A 21719-nucleotide genomic window follows, 5' to 3' on the forward strand; every position below is an offset into this window, starting at 1 on the left:
GCAATGAGGACGGGGCTGGGCAGTGGGCGGATCATCGGGCTGTCGCTGCTGCTGCTGGCGGCGCATCTGGCCGCATGCCACGAGCCGGGAAACACCCGCTCGGTGCTGGCCAAGGCGGCGGTGGACGCGGATGCACTCGACTTCGGCGAGGTGCCAGTCGGCGAATGGCGCGAGAAGATCGTGCGCCTGCGCAACGTGGGCTACGTGCCCTTCCATGCCCTGGACGCGCTGGGGCTGAAGGGGGACCCCTCGTACGAGATCGCCTTCGAGGGCGAGGGCCGGGTAATGCCGGGCTCGGAGAAGCTGGTGCGCGTGCGCTTCCACCCGCTGGCCGAGGGCCCCATCGACGAGACGGTCCACGTCACCACGGACGCCAACTCGGGCCGGGAGCACACGGTGCGGGTGAGCGGCCAGGGCGTGCCCTCGCCCATCCGGATCCACCCGGCCCTGCTGGACTTCGAGACGCTGGAGGTGGACAGCGAGCGCACGCTGCGCCTCACCATCACCAACCCGGGGGACCTGCCGCTCACCGTGACGGTGAAGGGAGCGGCGGCCGATTCCTTCCTCACGGACACCATCACCGTGCCGCCGCTCAGCACGCAGCAGGTGGAGACGCGCTACCTGCCGAAGGACCTCGGGGACATGCGCGCGATGGTGGAGGTGAAGCCCTGTGCCACCTGCACCCCGACGACGGCGGAGCTGGCGGGCCGCTCCGTGGCGAGCGCCTTCGTCTTCGACCCCGAGCCGGTGCCCTTTGACCTGATACCCGTGCACGAGCGCACGAAGTCCTTCACGCGCGCGCGCAACATCACCTGGCGGCCCGTCACCATCATGGGGCTGAGCACCAATGACCGGGCCTTCACGCCGCTCAACCCGCTGCGTGCCCTGGAGGTGCAGCCGGGCGAGCAGGTGGATGTGCCCCTGGAGTTCGCGGCGCGCTCCTCCGGACCCAACCTCGGCATGCTGACGGTGGGCTACGAGTCGGACAAGCCGCGCCAGTCGCAGGTGATTCTCGACGCGCGCGGTGGCCGGCCCACGCTAGCGGTGGCCCCGCTGTCGCTGGACTTCGGCGAGCTGCCCGTGGGCGGCAAGGTGGGAAGGACGATCCGCCTCTCCAACGGCGGCAGCAACGGCAACCTGTACTTCCGGAGCGTGCGGGGCACCGGGGCCGCGCAGCACTTCTCGGTGGACGTGCCCATGCGCGGCACGCAGCCCTACCCGTGGATGGCCGGCACCGCCTGGCCAACGCTGGGCGCGGAGGACATCCCCATCGCCCCGGGCGCGGACGGGTTGGATTTGACGGTGTACTTCGAGCCCAAGGACGAGGGGCCCTGGCAGGCCACGCTGGTGCTCGTCTCGGATGACCTCTTCAACCCCGAGCGCACCATCGTCCTCACCGGCCGCGCGCGGGCCACCGGCCCCTGTGTCTACGAGCTGAAACCCCAGCCCATGCTGGACTTCGGCAACGTGGAGCCGGGCCGCGGCGCCGTGCTGGGCTTCTACTTCCGCAACCCCGGCCGGGCCGAGTGCGCGGTGAAGGACATCCACCTGTCCAATGACGGCGGAGGCGCCTTCTTCATGCCGGGCGGCCGGCTCGCGGGCGGCGTGGTGGAGTACGACACGGCCTTCAGCGCGATGATCGCCTTCCGGCCCAAGGCCCCGGGCGAGTTCCAGGGCGAGCTGAGGATGACGGTGAACAACCCGGCGTACCCCACGGTGACGCTGCCCATCCGCGGCGTGTCGCTGGCGAGCTGCCTGGTGGCCGCACCCGCCTATGTGGACTTCGGGCCCATCCGCTACGACTGCCCGGCGATGCCCCGGCGCACGCTCCTCTCCAACCAGTGCGCCACGCCCATCACCCTGGGCGGCGTGCACATGGGGACGGGCACCAGCAACCAGTTCCAGCAGCTGACGCCGCTCGCCCTGCCGCGCACGCTGGCCCCCGGCGAGGGCGTGGAGGTGGAGTTCTCCTACGCGCGCAACGTGCATGGCCAGCACTACACCCCCTACTTCGTGTCCGCGGACCAGGACCCGGCACCGCTGCTCGTCCCGCTGCTGGCGGAGACGAACCACGAGGGCCTGCAGCTCGACCGCTTCATCCAGGGCACGGACAGCCAGCTGGACGTCCTCTTCGTGGTGTCCAACACCACCACCATGGATACCTACCAGGCACGGCTGAAGGCTGCCCTGCCCGGATGGGTGGAGCGCGCGCGGCAGCAGGGGGTGGACCTGCGGCTGGGCGTCACCAGCACGGGCCTGGGTGCCCGGAGCGTGTGTGGCGGCCCGGCACAGGGCGGTGAGGCCGGGCGGCTCGTGCCGGTGAATGGCAGCCGCGCCCGGGCCATCTCCAGCACCTCGGCCACGGCGGCGGCAACGGTGCAGGCCAACATCGATGAGGTGGGGCTGTGCCACAACCTGGTGCAGGGCCTGGAGACGATGCGCCAGGGGCTCTCCTCCCCCCTGGCCACCAGCCCGGATGATCCGCGCACCCCGCTGCCCAATGACGGCAACCTGGGCTTCCTGCGCGCCACGGCCCGGCTCGCGGTGGTGGTGGTGTCCGACGAGGACGACCACTCCGGCTTCGACCCGGAGAGCTACGTGCAGTTCCTCCAGGCCCTGAAGGGCACCGGCATGTCGCACCGCACCCAGCTCTACGCGCTGGTGCCCACGGACTCGCGCTGCACCACCGCGGGTGGGCCGGGGCCGCGATTCTCCACCGTGGCTCAGCGCACCGGCGGCGCGGTGGACTCCATCTGCACCGGCGACTACGGCCCCTTCCTGGACAAGCTGCTCCAGCGCGCCGGCCAGCCGCAGGCGGACTTCTCCCTGAGCGCCACCCCCAACGGCACGGCGGAGATGTCCGTGCGCGTCCAGGGCACGCGGCTCCCGGACGACCAGTGGACCTATGACTCGGCGCGCAACGCGGTCATCTTCGACTCCGCCGCGGTACCCACCACGGGCCAGACCATCGAGGTCCGCTACCGCAGCGCCTGCGTGACGACCCCCTGGACCCCTGCCCCCTGAGGGACTCCGGAGCGGCTTCCGGGAGCCCCGTCAAGAGGACGGGGTCCCTTCCGCTCGTGGCCCCGGGGCGGCTATGGTTGGGTCCCCCGTGGAAACCTTCGGCCGTTACGAGCTGCTGCGAAAACTGGCAACTGGCGGAATGGGTCAGGTCTTCCTGGCCCGCCAGAAGGGTCCCGTGGGCTTCCAGAAGCTGCTGGTGGTCAAGCGGCTGCTGCCCCACCTCTCCGAGGACACGGACTTCATCAAGATGTTCCTGGATGAGGCCCGCATCGCCGGCATCCTCAACCACCCCAACATCGCGCAAATCTACGAGCTGGGGGATGCGGACGGCGTGCTCTACATCGCCATGGAGTACGTCCAGGGCGAGGCCGTCAGCCAGGTGAATGCGCGCGCCAACCACCGCAAGGGCGGGCTGCCCCTGGGGCTCAAGTGCCGCATCATCGCGGACGCCGCCGCGGGGCTGGACCATGCGCACCAGGCGCGCTCGCCCTCGGGCCGCAAGCTGGGCCTCATCCACCGGGACGTGTCCCCGCAGAACGTGCTCGTGGGCTTCAACGGCAACGTGAAGATCATCGACTTCGGCGTGGCCAAGGTGTCCGGGAAGCTGTCCCACACGGTGGTGGGCACCATCAAGGGCAAGCACGCGTACATGTCCCCGGAGCAGGCCCGCGATGAGGAGCTCGACGCCCGCTCGGATGTGTACGGCCTGGGCATCGTCTTCTACGAGCTCCTCACCAGCCAGCGGCTCTTCAAGCGCGAGTCGGACATGGCCACCCTCAAGGCCGTGGTCGGCGCCAAGGTGCTCCCGCCCTCCGAGGCGGTGCCCGGCGTCCCCAAGTCGCTGGACGCCGTGGTGATGAAGGCGCTGGCCCGCAAGCGCGAGGAGCGCTTCCAGAGCGCCGGGGAGTTCCAGCTCGCGCTCGAGGACTTCCTGCTCGCCGAGCGGCTCCCGGGCACTCCGGCCCACCTCACCGCCTTCATGAAGGAGCTGTTCGCCTCGGAGCTCGAGGAGGAGCGCTTCGCCAGCGAGCCCACCGTCATCCAGTACGATCCGCGGCTGGCGCGTGAGACCAGCTCGCCCTCGTCGACCAAGGTGGCGCCCGCGCAGGCCCAGGGGCTGCCGCAGGCGAAGCAGGCCCGAGCTCCCGTTGGCGCCACACCTCCGAAGGGCCGGACCGCACAGGCAGCTCCGCTTCCCGCGGCCCGGCGTCCCACCGGCACTCGCAACAGCGGCGAGGACACTGAGGAGACGTAGACCGTCCCCCTGTCCTTTGCCTGGCAGGCAGACAGGCGTTTCGAGTGAAGATGCATGGGGCTTCTTGGCGGCCAGCGCCCGAGAAACGCTTGCGCCCGGCCCACAGCAGAGGCAACTTCACAGGGAAGATGGCTCCAGGTGACGTGACACGTCAGACGGGAGTGCTAGACCGGCTCCATGGAAACGGAGACGGGCGTCGGGGAACAGAGGGAAGTCATGGGACGTAGACCAGCCACCTATGCAGACCTGGAGGCACTCCCGGAGCATGTGGTGGGGGAGATCATCGACGGGGAGCTGTACGCCAGTCCCCGGCCGGCGAGTCCTCACGTGCTGGCGGTCTCCATACTGAGCGCCGAGCTGGGAGAAGCGTTCCACCTGGGACGGGGAGGCCCTGGCGGATGGGTCATGCTGTACAAGCCGGAGCTGCACCTGGGACAGGACGTGCTGGTGCCGGACCTGGCCGGCTGGAGCAGGGAGCGGATGCCGCGCGTACCACGTGTCGCGGCCTTCACGCTCGCACCGGACTGGGTGTGTGAGGTGCTCTCTCCCTCGACGAGCCGGCTGGACCGGACGGCCAAGCTCCCCGTGTATGCGCGCGAGGGCGTCCGGCACGTGTGGTTCGTGGATCCGGAAGCGCGCACGCTGGAGGTATTCCGGTTGGACGGGACGCGCTATTCGCCGCTGGCCACGCATACCGGCCTGGCTCGAGTGCGCGCCGAGCCCTTCGAAGCGCTGGAACTGGAACTCGCCGCCCTCTGGGATGAGGTGTAGCGCAATAGGGGTGACAGGCCCCCTCTGGAAGAGCACCCTTCCCCCATGGCGAACACCCATTCCGGGACGAGCAGGTCCCACCATCCCGTCGCCTACCTCACGGACGTAGAGGGCATCTGGGAGAAGCTGGTCAGCTTCTGTCGGGACAACCCTCACGTGCACCTCGATCACGAGGGGCGGTTGGTGGTGCGTCCGGGCTCCACCTTCGTCTACGGGGGAGATGCCGTGGACCGCGGCCCCGACGGGCTCCGGGTGGTGCGCACGCTCCTCGAAGCCCGGCAGCGGCAGCCCTCCCAGGTGGTGCTGCTGGCGGGCAACCGGGACATCAACAAGCTGCGCCTGCTGCGCGAGCTGAACGGCTTCCCCCTGGCGCGCACCCCCGCCGACATGCGAGCCGCCCCCCGGCCGGTGCTCCTGCGGTGGATCATGGAGAACACCATGGGCGCGCGAGGCGCCTTCGAGTTCCGCCGGGCCGAGCTGGAGCGCACCAACGACCAGGTGAGCGACGAGGACGTCGTGGACAGCTTCCTCGCAGATGTCCGCCCTGGAGGGCCGCTACGGGACTACCTGTCCGTCTGTCAGCTCGCCTACCGCACCGGCAATACCCTCTTCGTCCACGGTGGGGTGCATGAGCGCAGCCTCGGGGTGGTGCCCACGGGAGAATTCGTGGAGGGTGTGGATGCCTGGGTGGAGGCCCTCAACCGCTGGTACAGCGAGCAGCTCGCGGCCTTCCGCGAGGAGCGCATAGGCCCGGATGGCACCCCGGCCTGGGAGCCCCTCATCGCCTACCAGGCGCCCACCCCGGGTGAGCGCATCAACCTCGGCAGCGTGGTGTACGGGCGCATGGCCGACTCGCTCAATCATCCCGGACTGCCCTCCCCTGCCCTCATCACGACCCTCGCCCACTCGGGTATCCACCGGGTCGTGGTAGGCCACACACCAAGCGGAGACTGCCCCTCGGTGCTGCGCGAGGAGTCCTTCGAGCTCATCCTCGCGGACAACTCCTACGGACGGGTCGAGGGGGCCTCGCGGCTCTTCCTCCGCGACGACAGCGTGTACGTGGAGGGCCAGGTGAAGCTGGATAGCGGAAAGCTGGAGCAGCTCCGCTTCCAGCTCTCGCTCGGCGACACCTCCGTCCCTTTCGGCCGGCAGTTGCTCGACACCGGGCAACTCGTGAAGGGGCCACTCGAGAGCGGGGACTGGCTGCTGTTCCGCGCGCTGCCGCAGTTCCAGGTCGAGCAGCTCCCGGTGGCTCCGAGCGCACTCGAGGGCCGGGCGCTGGGCCCCGCGCGGGCGGAGGCTCACGGCGTGTAGAGCGCAGCTCTCAGTCGACGAGCGACTGGTAGACGAGCTGGCGCAGCTGAGAGCGGAGCGGATAGGTGCTCGACGGGAGCAGCTGGGTCATGAAGACGACGGCCAACTCCTCGGCCGGGTCCACCCAGAAGGCGGTGCTCGCCATGCCGCCCCAGTGGTACTCGCCCACGGTCGAGAGCGTGCGGTAGGCCACCGGATCCACGACCACGGCGAAGCCAAGCCCGAACCCGACACCGTCGAAGCGCGTCTCGGCGAACAGCGGCCGGCCGAAGGCGGTGAGGTCCACGCCCCCGGGCAGATGGTTCTGGGTCATGTAGCGGAGGGTCCGCGGGGAGAGCAACCGCGCGCCGTCGAGCTCGCCACCGTTCTGGAGCATCCAGCAGAAGCGCGTGAAATCGCGCGTCGTCGACACCAGCCCGCCGCCGCCCGACAGCCACGGAGGCGGATTCAGGATGCCCTTGCCGAGCACCTCGGAGCGGATCGTCCGGGTGCGCGAGGCGTCCGCCGAATACAGCGCGGCCAGACGGTGCTGCCGGTCCTCGGGGCACCAGAACATCGTATCCCTCATCCCGAGCGGGCCGAGGATGCGCTCGTTGAAGAAGGCCTCGAGCGTCTGTCCGGACACGACCTCGACGAAGCGGCCGAGCACGTCCGTGGCCACCGAGTAGTTCCACTCGGCACCGGGCTGGAAGGTGAGCGGCAGCTCCGCCCAGGCGCGGACACACGCGGCGAGGTCCGTGAAATCCGAAGCACCGAGCTCGAAGCCGCGGAGCCGGTACATCTCATCGGTGACGTGCACGCGGTGGAAGCCGTACGTGAGCCCCGCGGTGTGCGTGAGCAGGTGCCAGACGCGGATGGGCTCGATGGCGGGCACGGTGACGGGCCGAGCCGCCGGACCTCCGACGTAGACGCGCGGTTGGGAGAACTCGGGCAACCACCGGCTGACAGGGTCGGACAGCTCGAACGCGCCCTCCTCCCACAGCATCATCACCGCGAGGGAGGTGATGGGCTTCGTCATGGAGTAGATGCGCCAGAGGGTGTCCGTCTCGACAGGACGGCCAGCCTCCTTGTCGGCGAACCCGTACGACGACAGGTGCGCGACCTTGTTGCGCCGCGAGACCATCACCTGCCAGCCCGCGAGCCGTCCGTCGTCAACGTACCGGCGGAAATGCGTGTCGATGCGCCGCAGCCGCTGCGCATCCAGGCCGACCTCACCCGGGTCGACGTTGATGCCAAAGTCCGCCATCCGTTGGTTCTCCAAGAATCGTTACTCCCGGCGCAGCATGTCACGGATGACGCGGTGCGCAAGCACCACGGACACGGGGCACGGACTCAACCTGGGATGCTCAATACCCTCACCCCGTCCCTCTCCCGAAGGGAGAGGGGTTGATGCGCGAACGGGTGGGGAATTGGCGCGCGGTGGGGGCTCAGAGGCTTGCGAGGGCCACGCGGTAGAGGGCCCGGTAGCCCATCCGCGGAGCAGGCTCGAAGCGCTCCGCCGAGAAGAGCTCCTCCAACAGGCGCTTGCCGTCCTCGCTCTCGTGCAGCCCCAGCAGGGCCCGCTCCAGCTGGCCCACCACTTCCGGCGCCACGCCCATGCCCACCGGCACCCCGTCGTTGGGCGCCTCCTCGGTGTAGGCGATGAGCTCGAAGGCTCCACCCTTCCCCGGCAGCACCACCTCCACGCCGTCCGCGTACGACAGCCCCGTGGACTCCGGAGGGCAGAAGATGCTCGCCACGTCCGCCACCCCGCCCTGCACCGCTTCCAGGGCCGCCTTGTACGAGCCCGCGAACTGCTGCGCGGCGAACGTCTTCACCGGCTCCTGGCCCTTGGCCTTCAGGTACGCCACGGGCAGCAGGTAGCCACCCACCGAGTCCCGGTCCACCCACGCCACGCGCGTGCCCTGCAGCTTCTCCAGCGTCAGCCCGGAGCCCGCCCGTGCCACCAGCGCCGAGCGGTACGACGAGCGCCCCCGCCGCACCCCGCGCGCCAGCACCCGCACCCCCATGGCCTCCACCCGCGCACACACGAAAGGCGGCGCCCAGACGGCATCCGCCCGGCCTGCCAGCAAGTCCTTGGCGAGCGCCTCGTAACTGGCCGCCACACTGACCTCCACCTTGCGGCTCAAGGCCCGCTCGATGAAGGCGGTCAAACGCTCGGCCCGCTCGCGCGCCAGCGCGTTGCCCAGCGAGGGCGGCAGGCCGAACCGGAAGGAGAATCGTGCCGGGTTGGGAGGAGGAGCGGACATGGTCGGGAGCCCGTGTCTACGCCTCGCGGTCCAACCGCGCCACTTCGTCGTCGGCGAGTCCGAACGTCGCCTGGAGCATGTGGAGGATGCGCTGCTCGTTGAGGCTCGGCTCCTGGCCTCCCGCGTGGGCAATCTTCGTCGCCAGCCGGTAGGCCTTCAGCCGCTGGGTGTGCGTCGTCAGCCCGCGCGCCATCACCTGCAGACGCGTCGGCAGCCCCTCGGCCGCCAGGGCCGACACCGCCTCGCTCACGAAGGCCTGCGCCCGCTCGGGGCTCACGTTGTGGAAGAGCGGATCCGACGCGAAGCTCTCCACCAGCGCCCGCGCCTCCGCCTCCTTCAGGTGCCCGTCGGCCGCGCTCACCAGCACCATCACCTCGGCGAACAGGCGCTCCAGCGGCTCACCCAGCGCCTCCGCCAGACTGCCTCCGCCCTCGATGACGTCGATGATTTGAGCCACCTCGTCCTCGGAGATGCCCAGCGCCGCCTGGAACGTCTTGAGCAGGCCCAGCTCCGTGCGCGTGGCCCGGTGGTCCGAGAACGCAATGGACGCCGCCAGCCCGAAGGCCAGCATCCGGTTCTTGTGGTCCGGCAGCCGCGCCCGCAGCGAGGCCAGAATCTCCTCCAGATCGTGCGCCTTGGACAGCCGCTGGGCGCTGGCCTCCACCAGCGCGTTGAGCTCCTCGGGCTTGGTGCCCTCGAACTCGGGGCGCTCGATGACGCGCCGCAGCAACGTCTGCATCTCCCGCTGCGAGACCCGGCCATCGGCCATGGCCGCCAGCAGCATCACCTCCACCAGCGCCGCGTTACGATCCTTGCGCGCCTTCACCGCCTCTTCCTTATGCATCCGCCAGCCCTCCCTGGATTCGTGCTGCCGTCGTCTGCACCTGCGCTTCCTCGGGTGGAGTACCCTCGGACGCGAGCGCAGAGAAGTCGAAAACGCTCCGGTCCAGCAGGTGGCTCGGCCGCACGTTGCTCATGGCGGAGAGCACGCTCTGGCGGACGTTGGGAATCTCCTTGCCCAGCTCCTCCATCAGCTTCTGCATGCGCTTGCGCTGGAGGTTCTCCTGCGTGCCGCACAGGTCGCAGGGGATGATGGGGAACTGCTTCGCCTCCGCGTAGGCGGCAATCTCCTTCTCCGGCGCGTAGCACAGCGGGCGGATGACGGTATTGCGCCCATCGTCGCTCTTGAGGATGGGCGGCATGGCCTTGAGCGAGCCGGCGAAGAAGAGGTTGAGCAGCAGGGTATGGATGAGGTCGTCCCGGTGGTGGCCGAGGGCAATCTTGTTGCAGCCCAGCTCCACCGCGGCCGTATAGAGGATGCCCCGCCGCATTCGGGAGCAGACGGCGCATTGCGTCTTCCCGGGAGGCGTCTTCTCCAGGACGATGGAGTAGGTGTCCTCCTTGAGCATCTTGTAGGCGAAGCCCTCGGACTTGAACCAGCCCTCCAGCTTGTCGGCGGGGAAGCCGGGGTGGCCCTGGTCGAGGTTCACCGCCAGCAAGTCGAACTTCACTGGCGCGCGGCGCTGTAGCTCCCGGAGGAGGTACAGCATGGTGTACGAGTCCTTGCCACCGGACACACCCACCATGATGCGGTCCCCCTCGGAGATGAGGGAGTAGTCCGAAATGGCACGGCCCATGTGGCCGAGCAGGCTTTTCTCGAGGCGAAGGACGTCGGGGTTCATCGGGGTTGTCATCCTAGCGGCGACTTAGGAAAAAACACGCTACACGTACATACCTGGTCCGCTAGCCTGCTCTCCGCAATGCCGACCTTCCCACAAGGTGCGCAGGACATCATTGATTCCCCGGGGGCCCAGGAGGCGGCCCGGAAGCTCGAAGCGGCCCAGGAGCTGGCCGTGGACGTGGAGGCGGATGCGATGCACGCCTTCCGCGCCCGCCTGTGCTTCCTCCAGGTAGCCACGGACGAGGAGGTCCTGCTGTTCGACACGCTCCAGCCCGGGGTAGAGCCGGTCCTGCTGGCCCCTGTGATGGGGGACCCGGAGCGGACCAAGTTCTTCCATGCCGCGGGGGGAGACCTGCCCTACCTGGCCGAGGCGGGGGTGCGCGTACGGGGGCTCTTCGACACCCACCGGGCGGCGACACTGCTGGGCTGGCCCAAGGTGGGGTTGGCGGACCTGGCGCGCGAGCGGCTGGGCGTGGAGCTGCCGAAAGAGCACCAGCAGTCGGACTTCTCGCTGCGGCCGCTGCCTCCGGGGATGCGGGACTACATCGCCAACGACGTGCGCTACCTGGTGGAGCTGGGCCGCCTGGTGCGGGAGGAGACGCGCAAGGCGGACATCCTCGAAGAGGTGCTGCTGGACTGCCAGCGCATGTGCGACGAGGCGGCGGCGAGGCCAGAAGTAGGGGCGGACTTCAAGCCGCGCCTGCCGAAGGCGGGGCTGACGCCGACGCAGCTGGTGCTGGGCAATGCCATCGCCCAGGCGCTGCACCGCAAGCGGCTGGAGTGGGCCGAGGCGGAGAACGTGCCCATGGGGAGGATGCTCTCCAACATGGCCATCTCGGACATCGCGGTGAAGCCGCCGAGCAGTCCGAGGGAGCTGACGAAGGCGGCGGGAGTCCGGGGCGCCTTCGTACGGGCGCACGGAGACGAGGTGCTGGCCCTGGTGCGCGAGCTGCTGGAGAAGTCGCAGCGGGGCGAGCTGAAGCCGGAGCAGGAGCAGAAGGGGCCGAAGGACGCGAACCGGCGCAAGCGTGAGGAGGCGCTGAAGGCGTGGCGCGCGGAGAAGGCCTCGACGCGGAAGGTGACACCCTCGGTGGTGCTGCCCAACCCCGTCTTCGACACGCTCGTGTCACGTCCTCCGGCGAACCTGGACGAGCTGGGGGCGGTGCCCTACTTCGGGGACAAGCGCGTGCAGATCTACGGTGAGGAGCTGCTGGCGCTGCTCGGCCAGCATCCCGTGCAGAGCTGAACCTGCCTCGAGCGAACCTGCCCCGGGACAACACTCCCGGGACAGGTGGCGGAGCAAACCTCAGGGCTTGGAGGCCAGAACTCCCAGCGACATGCCGCGAGCACCCCTCCGCACGGAGGGGTCCCAGCCCTCACGCGCTGCGCAATAGAAACGGCGCCCAGGCGTTCTCCCGCCACCCAACAGAGGGAATCCATGATCGTCCGCCTCCGCCACACCCCGTGGGCGCTGCTCGCGCTCACCCTGGCCTGTGCCGCGCCCCAGCAGGGCACCGCGCTCACCACACCCGCGACCCCACCGCCGGCCCCCGCTGCCGAGACTCCTCGTCCCCCCACGTTCCGCCTGGGCACCCAGGTGAAGCCCACGGGCTACAAGGTGGAGCTCTCGGTGAACCCGAAGCAGGAGGCCTTCGAGGGAGTAGTGGAGATCGCCCTCACGGTGTCTGAAGCCACGCGGCAGGTGTGGCTGCACGGCAATGGCCTGAAGGTGAAGGAGGCCACGCTCACGGCGGGAGGCGCGTCGCAGCCGGCACGCGTGGTGACGGAGAGCAACAGCCTCCTCGGCTTCCTGCTAGAGCGCCCGGTGGGCCCGGGCACGGCGACGCTGCGTGTGGCGTACCAGGGGCTCGCGCCTGCGAAGGAGACGGTGGGCCTCTTCCGCCAGAAGGATGGGGACAACTGGTACGCACTGACACAGTTCCAGCCGGATGACGCGCGGCGGGCGATGCCGTGCTTCGACGAGCCGGGCTTCAAGGTGCCATGGCAGCTCACGCTGAGGGTGCCGCGGGACCAGCGGGCCTTCTCCAACACGCCGGTGGATTCCGAGGAGACGGGCCCGGACGGTTGGAAGACGGTGCGCTTCCGGCCCACGCCGCCGCTGCCCAGCGAGGTGGTGGCCTTCGCGGTAGGCCCCTTCGAGACGGTGGACGCGGCGCCGGCCGGACAGAAGAACACGCCGGTGCGCATCGTGGTGCCCAAGGGCCGCACGGCCGAGGCCGCTTATGCCGCCCAGGCCACGCCGCCGCTGCTCGGCCTGCTGGAGGACTACTTCGGCATCCCCTACCCCTACGAGAAGCTGGACGTATTGACCATTCCGCAACCCGTCCTCTTCGGGGCCATGGAGAACCCGGGGCTCATCACCTTCCAGATGCCCCTGCTGCTGGCCCGGCCCGAGCAGGACACGCTGGCGCGCCAGCGCGACTTCGCGCAGGTGCAGGCGCACGAGCTGGCCCACCAGTGGTTCGGCAACCTCGTGACGCTGGCCTGGTGGGATGACACCTGGCTCAACGAGTCCTTCGCGGACTGGCTCGCGCTCAAGGTGACGGGCCAGTGGCAGCCCTCGTGGAACATGGAGGCCGCGCGCGTGCGTGAACAGGCCAATGCGATGACGGCGGACCGGCTCGTCACCACGCGCCGCATCCTCCAGCCCGTGGAGAGCGAGGGGGACATCCTCACCGCCTTCGACGGCGCCATCACCTACGACAAGGGCAACGCGGTGCTCGCCATGTTCGAGTCCTGGGTGGGCCCGGAGCGCTTCCGCGAGGGCGTACGCGCCCACATGCGCAAGCACGCCCATGGCAACGCCACCGCGGCCGACTTCTTCCAGGCCCTCTCCGAGGCCTCGGGCACCGACATGACGGCCTCCCTCTCCACCTTCCTCGTCCAGCCCGGCGTGCCCCTCGTCACCATGGGGCTGCTATGCGAGGCGGGCGCGCCTCCGAAGCTGACGCTGGCGCAGCGCCGCTTCCTGCCCGTGGGCTCGAAGGGCGCGGGCACGGCGGAGCAGACGTGGCACGTGCCCGTGTGCGTGCGCTACGGCACCGGCAAGCAGGAGGCGCGGGCCTGCACCCTCCTCACCGAGAAGACGGGCGAGCTCGTGCTGAAGGGCGCCACCGGCTGCCCTGAATGGGTCGCCCCGAACGCCGATGCGCGCGGCTATTACCAGGTGAAGCTGGAGGGTGACCTGCTCGGCAGACTCACCCGCGGTGGCGGCAAGCAGCTCACCCTGCCCGAGCGCATGGGCCTGCTCGGCGACGCCCAGGCGCTGATGGCCAGCAACGAGCTGCCCGTGGACGAAGCCCTCGGCGTGGTAACGCGCCTGTTGCCCTCGGATGACAGGGACCTGCTTACCCGAGCGCTGGGCATGGTGGGCTCGGTGCGGCGCGAGTTCATCCCCGAGGCGCTGAGGCCCAAGTACGCGGCCTTCGTGCGCCACACGTTCGGCGACAAGGCACGCGCGCTCGGCCTGCAGCCGCGCCCGGGCGAGGACGAGGCCACGCGTCTGCTGAGGCCCTCGGTCGTGAGGGTCGTGGCGCTCCTGGGCGAAGAGCCGTCACTCCTGGCTGGAGCCCGCGAGCTGACGCGCAAGTGGCTGGAGGATCGCCGAGCCGTCTCACCGGAGATGGTGGAGGTGGTGCTGCAGCTGGCCGCGGTGAAGGGGGATGCCGCGCTCCACCAGCGCCTGCTCGCCGAGGCCCGGAAGACAACGGAACCGGCCGAGCGCGGCAAGCTGTTTGGCGCGCTGGGCTCCTTCCGCGACCCGGCGCTCGCCCGCGCCACCACCGCCCTCATGCTCTCCGAGGACTTCTCCACGCTCGAGGTCACCTCGGGCCTGGTGAATGCCATGCTGTCCGCGGAGAGCACGCGCGAGCACTTCTACACCTACGTGACGGAGCACTTCGACGCGATCATGGCCCGGATGCCGCACGAGATAGGCGGCCACATGCCGTGGCTGGGTGGCGCATTCTGCGATGCCGAGCACCGCCAGCATGTGGAGACCTTCTTCAAGGAGCGCGCGGCCCGCTACCCCGGCGGCCCGAAGTTCCTGGAGAAGGCGCTGGAGAACGTGGACCTGTGCATCGCCCAGCGCGAGTCCCTCCAGCCCGGACTGGTGCGCTTCCTCTCGCGCCAGTAATGGAAGAAGCCCTCCGCGAGGCTGGTGTGCTCGCGGAGGGCTGCTGGCTCGGCTCGCCGGCTTCTAGAGCCGGGTCATCGTGAACTTCTGGTTGTCGTAGCCATTGCAGAACCACTGGAGGATCTCGCCGCCGTTCTCCTGGCTGAAGGCGAAGACGTCCAGGCACTTGCCGCTGTGTTTGGCCTTGAGGCTGTAGTAGCCGTCGCCGTGGCTCACGAGCGAGAACTTCTGGTTGTCGTTACCGTTCCACGACCACTGCTGGACGGCGGCCCCATCCGCCGTGGAGCTGTTACCGATGTCGAGGCACTTGCCGCTGCTCCTCGCCACGACGAAGTAGTAGCCGTCCCCGGTGGCGCGGAGGGAGAACTTCTGGTTGTCGCCGTTCCCCCAGGGCCACTGCTGCAGCCGGGCCCCGTCATGGGTGTCGTCGTTCACGATGTCCATGAACTGGCCGCTGTGCTTCGCCGCGAAGCTGTACAGCTTGTCCGACTGGTCCATCAGCACGGAGAGGTAGCCCGTGTTGTCGTTCACGTGGTCGATGTGGAAGCCGAGGAGATCCTTGCTCCCATCGTTGTTGAAGTCGTAGACGGCCACGTCGGCCCCCTGGGTGTGCTCGCCCACCCGCGCATTGAGCGTGCGGGCGGCGGTGTTCATCGCAGAGCCGGAGCCACTCCAGCCCGACGACACCGCGCCCGTCGACGACGAGAGGTCATAGCCGACCTGGTAGACGTGGACGTCATCGCCCGACAGTGCATCCACCCAGGAGATCACGATGTCGGGCTTGCCGTTGCCGTCCATGTCGGCGACGTCGAGACCCATCTCCTGCGTGGTGTTCCCCACCCAGCCGGTCTTCGTGTGGTTGCCGCTGTACGAGCTGATGCCGCCACTCGAGCTGAGGTCCCAGCCGACGCTGTAGTAGATGGCGTTCCCGCCACTCGCGTCATCGACGGTGCCCACGACCATGTCGAGCTTGCCGTTGCCGTTGAGGTCATACAGGGCGACATCGGCGCCTTGCGTACGGCTGCCGTGGAATCCACCCGAGAAGCCGTAGGGGCCGCTCCATGAACTGACGGAGCCGCTCGTCGTCAGGTCCCAGCCGATGCGGTAGTGGGTACCGTCCGCGCCGTCCGGATTGTCGACGTGGACGACGACCAGGTCGGGCCGGCCGTTGCCATTGATGTCACCCACGGCGATGCCGGCACCGCTCGTCGTGTTGCCCCACCAGCCGCCGATGCTGGTGGGACCGCTCCAGTTCGTGGGCCTGTACTTCGTGCCCGCGCCGTTGGCGAGCGTGACCTTGTCGATGTTCCAGCCGATCCGGTAGTGACCGTTGTTCCCGCCGCTCGGGTCATCCACGTGGAAGACGATCATGTCGGGCCGGGAGTCGCTGTCGAGCTGCGTGATCGCCACGCCGCCACCCGCGTTGGCGCTCCCCCACCAGCCAGAGATGTTGGTGAACTCCGTCACCCCGTCGTAGATGGTCCTGATTGTCTCGAGGTCGGTCGAGCTCAGTCCATCGCGCTGGCCGATCGTCACGCCGGAAGTGCGCGGGGTGATCGTCTCCGCGCCGTTGATGCCGAACGCGTTGCGCGAGTAGTGCATGATCGAGCCGTAGTCGTACGCGCCGACGTCCAGGCCGTCATACCCACTGGCCGTATAGGTCTGGAAGTTGTGCGAGTAGCCCGACTGGATGTTGCTCCAGTTGATGGTGACGTAGTTGTCGCGGTCGCTGCGCATCTGCTCGTGCCACACCCCCAGGGCATGTCCGATCTCATGGATGGCGTTGCCCGTGGAGCAGCCGCTTTCCAGGGTGATGTTCTGCGCGCCGCCCACCTTGCCAACGGACGAGCTGCACCCGGAGCCCGACACGAACCTCACGTAGTCCGTCTCGTTCGTGCGGGCGACGAACTTGATGTTCGTCTTCTCCGTCCAGTGCGCGATGGCGTCGGTGACGCGCGACGGGCTGCTCAGCCCCGAGTCGATCACATAGGGCACCACGCCATTGGGCCAACGCGTCGAGGCATAGGAGCGGGCCGTTCCACTGGCATGACGCTCGCCCGGCTCGGACAGGAGGTGCAGCGGCATCACGATGTCCCCGTCGATGACCGCGTTGCCGTCGATCTCCTCGTAGCTCACCTGGAGCTCGCCCCGCTCCGTGCGCAGCATGCCGGTGCGCGCAACGCCGGTCCGCCCCGGGTAGGCGAGCTCGGCTCCGCCGAACGTGGAGGGCAGCTCTTCCGTCTCTGACTCCTCGACGGCACCGCCACATCCGGCCTGCGTGGTGATGGCGAGCATGCCGAGGCTCGCGGCGGTGAGCGTGTTGCGGAGCTGGAACTTCTTCGGGGTCTTCATCTCGCGTGTCCTCTGGTGAAGGGGTCTTCACCGCCTTGGGACACGCGAGTCCGAAATTCGGGCAAGGCCGCTGGAGAAAAAGGTGTTCAGCGTCTCCAGCACCGGACCCACACGGAGCGTAATCTTCCGCCCGTGCGGACTGAGCACGAAGACAGGCGTCCCACTTGCATCTGCGCTGACGACATGCACGCCAGGAGGTTTGCCGGAGTTTCTCGGAGAGCGGGGCGGGAACCTCGGTGTGCTCCTGTGCGTCCTACTCAAGGTCAGTAGGGACGAACCTCAATGTCATGGAGCCGATTTAACATGCGTCCGTGAGGGCGGCAGATCCGGTTGCGGCTGGGGGGAACGTGCGTAGTTTTGAAGCCGCTGTGGAGGTGGCGTGGGCATGTCTGGAGTCCGACTGGGTGGCGCGACGGCCGACATCCATCACTGCATCGCTGCGAGCCTGAGCTGTCAGGCCTCGTGCGAGGCGGCGATGGAGCAATTGGCCTCCACGGGGATGCGCGCTGACAGCGAGCCGATGCGCCTGCTGCGCCAATGCGCGGAGCTGTGTGAACTGAACGCCCGTGCCTTGCAAAAGGACAGCCGGCTGGCACGGCGCACGGCAACGTTGTGCTTCGAGCTGAGCAACCAGGTGGCACGTGCCGCGTGGCTGGACACCAACCTGTCCTCCCACGTGCTGGCACGAGACGCGCTGCAACTGGCTCGGGCCTGCCGGCCGCTGCTTTTCACCTGACGGAGCAACCCCCCGTTCTTCCGAGAGCGCTTCCCATGAAAGTCCCCTCTCCCCCTGGGAGAGGACTAGGGTGAGGGTCTTCTCTCGAGGAGGACCCCACCGTGCAGACGCCCTTCTTGCTGGGCCCACGCCTGTACTTCCGCCCTGTTGAGCGTGACGACGCTCCGAGGCTGGCGGCCTTCGTCAACCACCCGGACGTGCGCCGCAACCTGCTGGTTCACCGTCCGATGAACACGGCGCAAGAGGTGTCCTTCGTGGACGCACTCACGGCCAGTCAACGGGATGTGCTGTTCGCCATCGTGCTGCGGGATGGGGACCGGATGATCGGCACCTGCGGGCTGCACGACATGGACTTCCGAAGCAGGCGAGCAACCTTCGGCATGCTGATCGGCGAGCCGTCCGAGTGGCACAAGGGCTACGGCTCGGAAACCACGCGGATGGTGCTGGACTACGGCTTCGGCACGCTGAACCTGAACCGAATCGACCTGCAGGTGCTGGAGCACAACGTGGCGGGCATCCGCGCCTACGAGAAAGCGGGCTTCCGCCACGAGGGCGTGCTCCGGCAGCACCACTACGTCGACGGCGCGTACGTGGACACGCTGATGATGGGTATTCTGCGCTCGGAGTGGAAGCCACTCCCGGCCTAAGGTGCGGCGCACGAGGAGCGCATGGCGGAGGGAGACACGCAGGACCTGCGGGAGGTGGTGCGGCGGCTGGAGGAGACGGTCTCCCGGCTGGAGACGCGCATCGAGAGGCTGGAGACGGTAGCCCCGGCGCGGCCACTCCCCTTCCCGGTGGCCAGAGCCCCAGCGCCCGGCGAGCCCGAGGAGAAGAGAGACCTGGAGGCGCACCTCGGCACGTACTGGCTGAGCCGGGTGGGCATCGTGGCGCTCATCATCGGCTTCGCCTTCCTCATCATCTACCACTTCGGCGAGCTGGGCGTGTTGGCGCGAGTGGGGGCGGGCTACCTGCTGAGCGGGGGACTCGCGGCGCTGGGCCACTGGCTGTCACGGCGGCACCAGGTCTTCGGGCAGATCATCTTCGGCGGAGGCCTCGCGCTCTCCTACTTCGTCACGTACGCGCTGCACTTCGTGCCGGCGGTGCGGGTCATCGAGAACGAGCCGCTCGCGCTGGTGCTGCTGGCGATGAACGTGGTGGGCATCATCGTCATCGCCCAGCGGATGCAGTCGGAGACGGTGGCGGGCATCGCGCTCTTCCTCGGGTTGCGCACGGGGATGCTCAGCGACATCACCCTCTTCACGCTCATGTCCACCACGATGCTGGCGAGCGGGGCGCTGTTCTTCCTGGTGAAGAACCGCTGGGTCCTCGTGCCGCTGTCGAGCCTGGTGGCCGTCTACTCGACGCACGTCATCTGGGCGATGCGCACGGACGCCATCGCCCCGGGCCAGCCAGACAGCGAGCGGCTGGCGCTGAGCCTCGCCTTCCTCGCGCTCTACTACTTCATCTTCTCGGTGGCGCTGCTGGTCCACCCCCGCGAGCTGTCGAGGCGGGCGGCGCTCTCCTTCGCGCTGCTCAACTGGGTGGGGATGCTCACCCTGGGCGCGGTGGAGGTGTCGCGCTGGGGCGAGTCGCACCTCTTCGCCTTCTTCGTCGCGCTGGCGCTGGCCCAGGGCGCGGGGGCCGCGGTGGCCAACTGGAGGGGCGCGGCTCCCGGGGTCATCCAGGCCTTCCTCGCCACGAGCATCCTCACGCTCGCGCTGGGCCTGCCCTCGCAGTACGAGGACACCGCGCTGGTGTGGGCGTGGACGGCGGTGGGACTGGTGGCGGGAGTCGCCGGGCGTGTCCTGGGCGCGGGTGCCCTGCAGGTGGTGGGCGTGAGCATCCTCTACGTGGCGCTCGGAGCCACGTGGCTGCCGCCCTCGGGCCGAGCCCTCCTGTACGCCGCCCTGGTGGTGGGCTTCACGCTCGTCGAGCGGTCCGCGGTGGTCCCGATGGACCGGCTGCCTCCGCCTCCCGAGGGCCGCCGCCGCGACACGCTCCAGTTCTTCTGCGCGGCCGGCGCGGGACTGGCGCTGGTATGGCTCGTGGGCGAGCTGATGCCCTCGGATCTCACCACGCTGGGCTGGGGCGTGGCGGCCTTCGGCCTGTTCGCCCTGGGCTTCGCGGTGCGCGAGCGCTGGTACCGGCTGGTGGGCCTCGCGGTGCTGACCTTCACCCTGGGGCGTCTGCTCTTCGTGGACCTGTCCGGGCTGCCGCCCAACCAGCGCATCCTCACCTTCATCCTGCTCGGGGTGATGCTGCTGGCCGTCTCGTACGTCTACACGCGGCTGCGCGGACACCGGCGCTGAGGGGGCCTACTCCAGCACCTGAGGCGCGGGCGCATTCGTCTTGCGCAGCGGCAGCTCCGGGAGCGCCAGCGTGACGAGCAGCGCCAGCAGCGCGATGAGCATGGTGATGCGGTAGATGTCGCGGATGGCCTCGGAGAAGGCCTCCTTGAAGGCCAGGGCCACCTTGTCCACCGTGGCCTCGGCGGCCTGCTGCGCCTGGGCCAGGCCCGCGAGCCGATCCTTCGCCGCCGGATCTCCCGCCTGGGCCGCGGGGGCGAGCGCCTCGCGCTGCTTCTCGAAGCCCTCGGCGATGCGGGCCTTGATGGCCGCTGCGTCGAAGGAGCGCTCCGAGGGGCCTCCCTCCTCACTCACCTGCCCGCCCGCGGCCTGCTGCGGGAGCAACTGGCGGCGGAACTCCACGGGCACATCCCGGGTGGCCTCACTCATGTGCGTGGCCATGGACGAGGAGAGCGCCACGCCGAACACGGTGCCCATCAGCGCCACGCCGATGGTGGAGCCCATCTGGCGGAAGAAGGTGGCGCTGGAGGTGGCAACTCCCACCTGGTGCGGCGCCACCGCGTTCTGGATGGCCAGAGTGAACAGCGGGATGGAGGGACCCAGCCCCAGGCCCACGAAGATCATCTTCAGCGTGAGCTCGCCCTGGGTGGAAGCGGGCCTGAGGGTGAAGGCCATCACCCCGAAGGCGATCACCGCCACGGCCTGTGCGCTGAGGATGAGCACCTTGTACCGGCCCAGCCGTGACACGAGCTGGCCGGAGAGGATGTTGCCGGTGACGATGCCCAGGGTGAGCGGGGTCATCGTGAAGCCCGAGCTCGTGGCCGACAGCCCCACCACGTTCACCATGAAGAGGGGCAGGAAGACGATGGCGCCCAGGAAGACCGCGCCGCTGATGAAGGCAGCCGCGTTGCCCACGGCGAACGTCTTGTTGCGGAAGAGCTTCAGGTCGAGCAGCGGTTCCTGCACGGTGCGCTCGGCCAGGATGAAGGCAACGAGCCCCACCGCCGAGAGCGCGAACATGCCGAGAATCTGAGGCGAGCCCCACTCGTAACCCGTCTCGCCCGGAGCGACGGTGCGACGGCCGAGCGACAGGGCAATCAGCAACGGTACGGTGAACACGGACAACGTGAACGCGCCCACGAGGTCCACGGAGGCCTTGCGCCCCGCATGGCGAAGCGGCGGCATGCGGGTGAGGATGAAACCAAGCGCCACCGCGCCCACGGGCAGGTTGACGAAGAACACCCAGTGCCAGCTCAGGTGGTCCGTGAGGAAGCCCCCCACCAGCGGCCCCACCACGCTGGAGAGCCCGAAGACAGCGCCGAAGATGCCCTGGTACTTGCCGCGCTCGGAGGGCGGGAAGATGTCCGCGACGATGGCGAACGCGCTGGTGAAGAGCGAGGCCGAGCCGACGCCCTGCAACGCGCGGGCGAGGATGAGCTGGAGCGTCGTCTGCGACAGGCCGCACAGCGCCGAGCCCAGCAGGAAGATGACGATGCCGATGACGAGGATGCGCCGCCGGCCGAACGCATCCGACAGCTTCCCGTACACCGGCACCAGCACCGTGGAGGCCACCAGGTACGAAGTGGTGATCCACGCGTAGAGCGAGGCGGGGATGTGCAGGTCCTTCTGGATGGCGGGACCCGCGGTGGACACGATGGTCTGGTCGAGCGCGGCCAGCAGCATGCCCAGCAGTACACCCAGCAGGGTGAGCAGCTTCTGGGAAGGGGTCAGCTCGAAGGGCTGGGGGTGCTGCGCGGTGACTTCCGGGGATGCGGCCATGGATGACGGCTCCAGTCCCTCCCGGAATATCTCGAATATTTCCAGGTGCAAGGGCCTTCCGGCACACCACGGACCAGGTCCCGGAATCGAGACGAC

The 21719-nt window shown here is 68.9% G+C and carries 15 protein-coding genes; 9 read left to right on the forward strand and 6 right to left on the reverse strand.

Annotated features, from left to right (window positions below):
- The first annotated feature begins 3 nt into the window (after positions 1-3).
- The 4 genes from OV287_RS44190 (at position 4) to OV287_RS44205 (ending at position 6364) form a co-directional block, all read left to right on the forward strand.
- Positions 4-3024 carry an ASH domain-containing protein gene (locus OV287_RS44190; protein ID WP_267540073.1) on the forward strand — a complete coding sequence of 1007 codons (3021 nt, stop codon included), beginning with the start codon at positions 4-6 and terminating at the stop codon, positions 3022-3024.
- 88 nt (positions 3025-3112) lie between these two features.
- Positions 3113-4279 carry a serine/threonine protein kinase gene (locus OV287_RS44195; RefSeq protein WP_267540074.1) on the forward strand — a complete coding sequence of 389 codons (1167 nt, stop codon included), beginning with the start codon at positions 3113-3115 and terminating at the stop codon, positions 4277-4279.
- A 216-nt stretch (positions 4280-4495) separates the two neighbouring features.
- The gene (locus OV287_RS44200) at positions 4496-5050 is read left to right on the forward strand and encodes a Uma2 family endonuclease (RefSeq protein WP_267540075.1); all 555 of its coding nucleotides are present in this window, start codon (positions 4496-4498) and stop codon (positions 5048-5050) included.
- Between the two features lie 45 nt (positions 5051-5095).
- On the forward strand, positions 5096-6364 hold the full coding sequence (locus tag OV287_RS44205; protein WP_267540076.1) for a metallophosphoesterase family protein: 1269 nt from the start codon (positions 5096-5098) through the stop codon (positions 6362-6364).
- Positions 6365-6374: 10 nt separating this feature from the next.
- On the opposite strand, the gene OV287_RS44210 is transcribed toward OV287_RS44205, so the two are convergent.
- The 4 genes from OV287_RS44210 to ttcA all read right to left on the reverse strand — a co-directional run bounded on the left by OV287_RS44210 (position 6375) and on the right by ttcA (position 10307).
- Positions 6375-7610: a serine hydrolase domain-containing protein gene (locus tag OV287_RS44210; RefSeq protein ID WP_267540077.1), complete on the reverse strand. Its 1236-nt coding sequence runs from the start codon at positions 7608-7610 to the stop codon at positions 6375-6377.
- 181 nt (positions 7611-7791) lie between these two features.
- Positions 7792-8613 carry a phosphate/phosphite/phosphonate ABC transporter substrate-binding protein gene (locus OV287_RS44215; protein ID WP_267540078.1) on the reverse strand — a complete coding sequence of 274 codons (822 nt, stop codon included), beginning with the start codon at positions 8611-8613 and terminating at the stop codon, positions 7792-7794.
- A 16-nt stretch (positions 8614-8629) separates the two neighbouring features.
- A complete protein-coding gene (locus OV287_RS44220) occupies positions 8630-9457 on the reverse strand; it encodes a TerB family tellurite resistance protein (RefSeq protein ID WP_267540079.1) in 828 nt (275 codons plus the stop codon).
- Positions 9450-10307, reverse strand: a complete 858-nt coding sequence (gene ttcA, locus OV287_RS44225) for a tRNA 2-thiocytidine(32) synthetase TtcA (RefSeq protein ID WP_308809789.1) — start codon at positions 10305-10307, stop codon at positions 9450-9452. Before ttcA ends, OV287_RS44220 begins: the two co-directional genes overlap by 8 nt.
- Before the next feature lie 66 nt (positions 10308-10373).
- Here ttcA and OV287_RS44230 point away from each other — a divergent pair, with 66 nt between their 5' ends.
- Both OV287_RS44230 and OV287_RS44235 read left to right on the forward strand, forming a co-directional pair.
- On the forward strand, positions 10374-11540 hold the full coding sequence (locus OV287_RS44230) for a ribonuclease D (protein ID WP_267540080.1): 1167 nt from the start codon (positions 10374-10376) through the stop codon (positions 11538-11540).
- A gap of 192 nt (positions 11541-11732) precedes the next feature.
- Complete coding sequence (locus tag OV287_RS44235) at positions 11733-14450, forward strand: M1 family metallopeptidase (RefSeq protein WP_267540081.1); 2718 nt, start codon at positions 11733-11735, stop codon at positions 14448-14450.
- A gap of 63 nt (positions 14451-14513) precedes the next feature.
- On the opposite strand, the gene OV287_RS44240 is transcribed toward OV287_RS44235, so the two are convergent.
- Positions 14514-16802, reverse strand: coding sequence for a M12 family metallopeptidase (locus OV287_RS44240; protein WP_267540082.1), 2289 nt, complete (start codon positions 16800-16802; stop codon positions 14514-14516).
- A gap of 385 nt (positions 16803-17187) precedes the next feature.
- Between OV287_RS44240 and OV287_RS44245 the strand changes: the two genes are divergently transcribed.
- The 3 genes from OV287_RS44245 (at position 17188) to OV287_RS44255 (ending at position 19847) form a co-directional block, all read left to right on the forward strand.
- A complete protein-coding gene (locus tag OV287_RS44245) occupies positions 17188-17538 on the forward strand; it encodes a four-helix bundle copper-binding protein (RefSeq protein WP_267540083.1) in 351 nt (116 codons plus the stop codon).
- Positions 17539-17639: 101 nt separating this feature from the next.
- Complete coding sequence (locus tag OV287_RS44250; RefSeq protein WP_267540084.1) at positions 17640-18185, forward strand: GNAT family N-acetyltransferase; 546 nt, start codon at positions 17640-17642, stop codon at positions 18183-18185.
- Positions 18186-18206: 21 nt separating this feature from the next.
- Complete coding sequence (locus OV287_RS44255; protein ID WP_267540085.1) at positions 18207-19847, forward strand: DUF2339 domain-containing protein; 1641 nt, start codon at positions 18207-18209, stop codon at positions 19845-19847.
- Between the two features lie 6 nt (positions 19848-19853).
- Here the strand turns inward: OV287_RS44255 and OV287_RS44260 are convergent, their stop codons facing one another.
- Positions 19854-21623: an MDR family MFS transporter gene (locus OV287_RS44260; protein ID WP_267540086.1), complete on the reverse strand. Its 1770-nt coding sequence runs from the start codon at positions 21621-21623 to the stop codon at positions 19854-19856.
- Positions 21624-21719: the final 96 nt, after the last annotated feature.

It is taken from the genome of Archangium lansingense (genome assembly GCF_026626635.1).
In the GTDB taxonomy this organism is placed as follows: Bacteria; Myxococcota; Myxococcia; order Myxococcales; family Myxococcaceae; genus Archangium; species Archangium lansingense.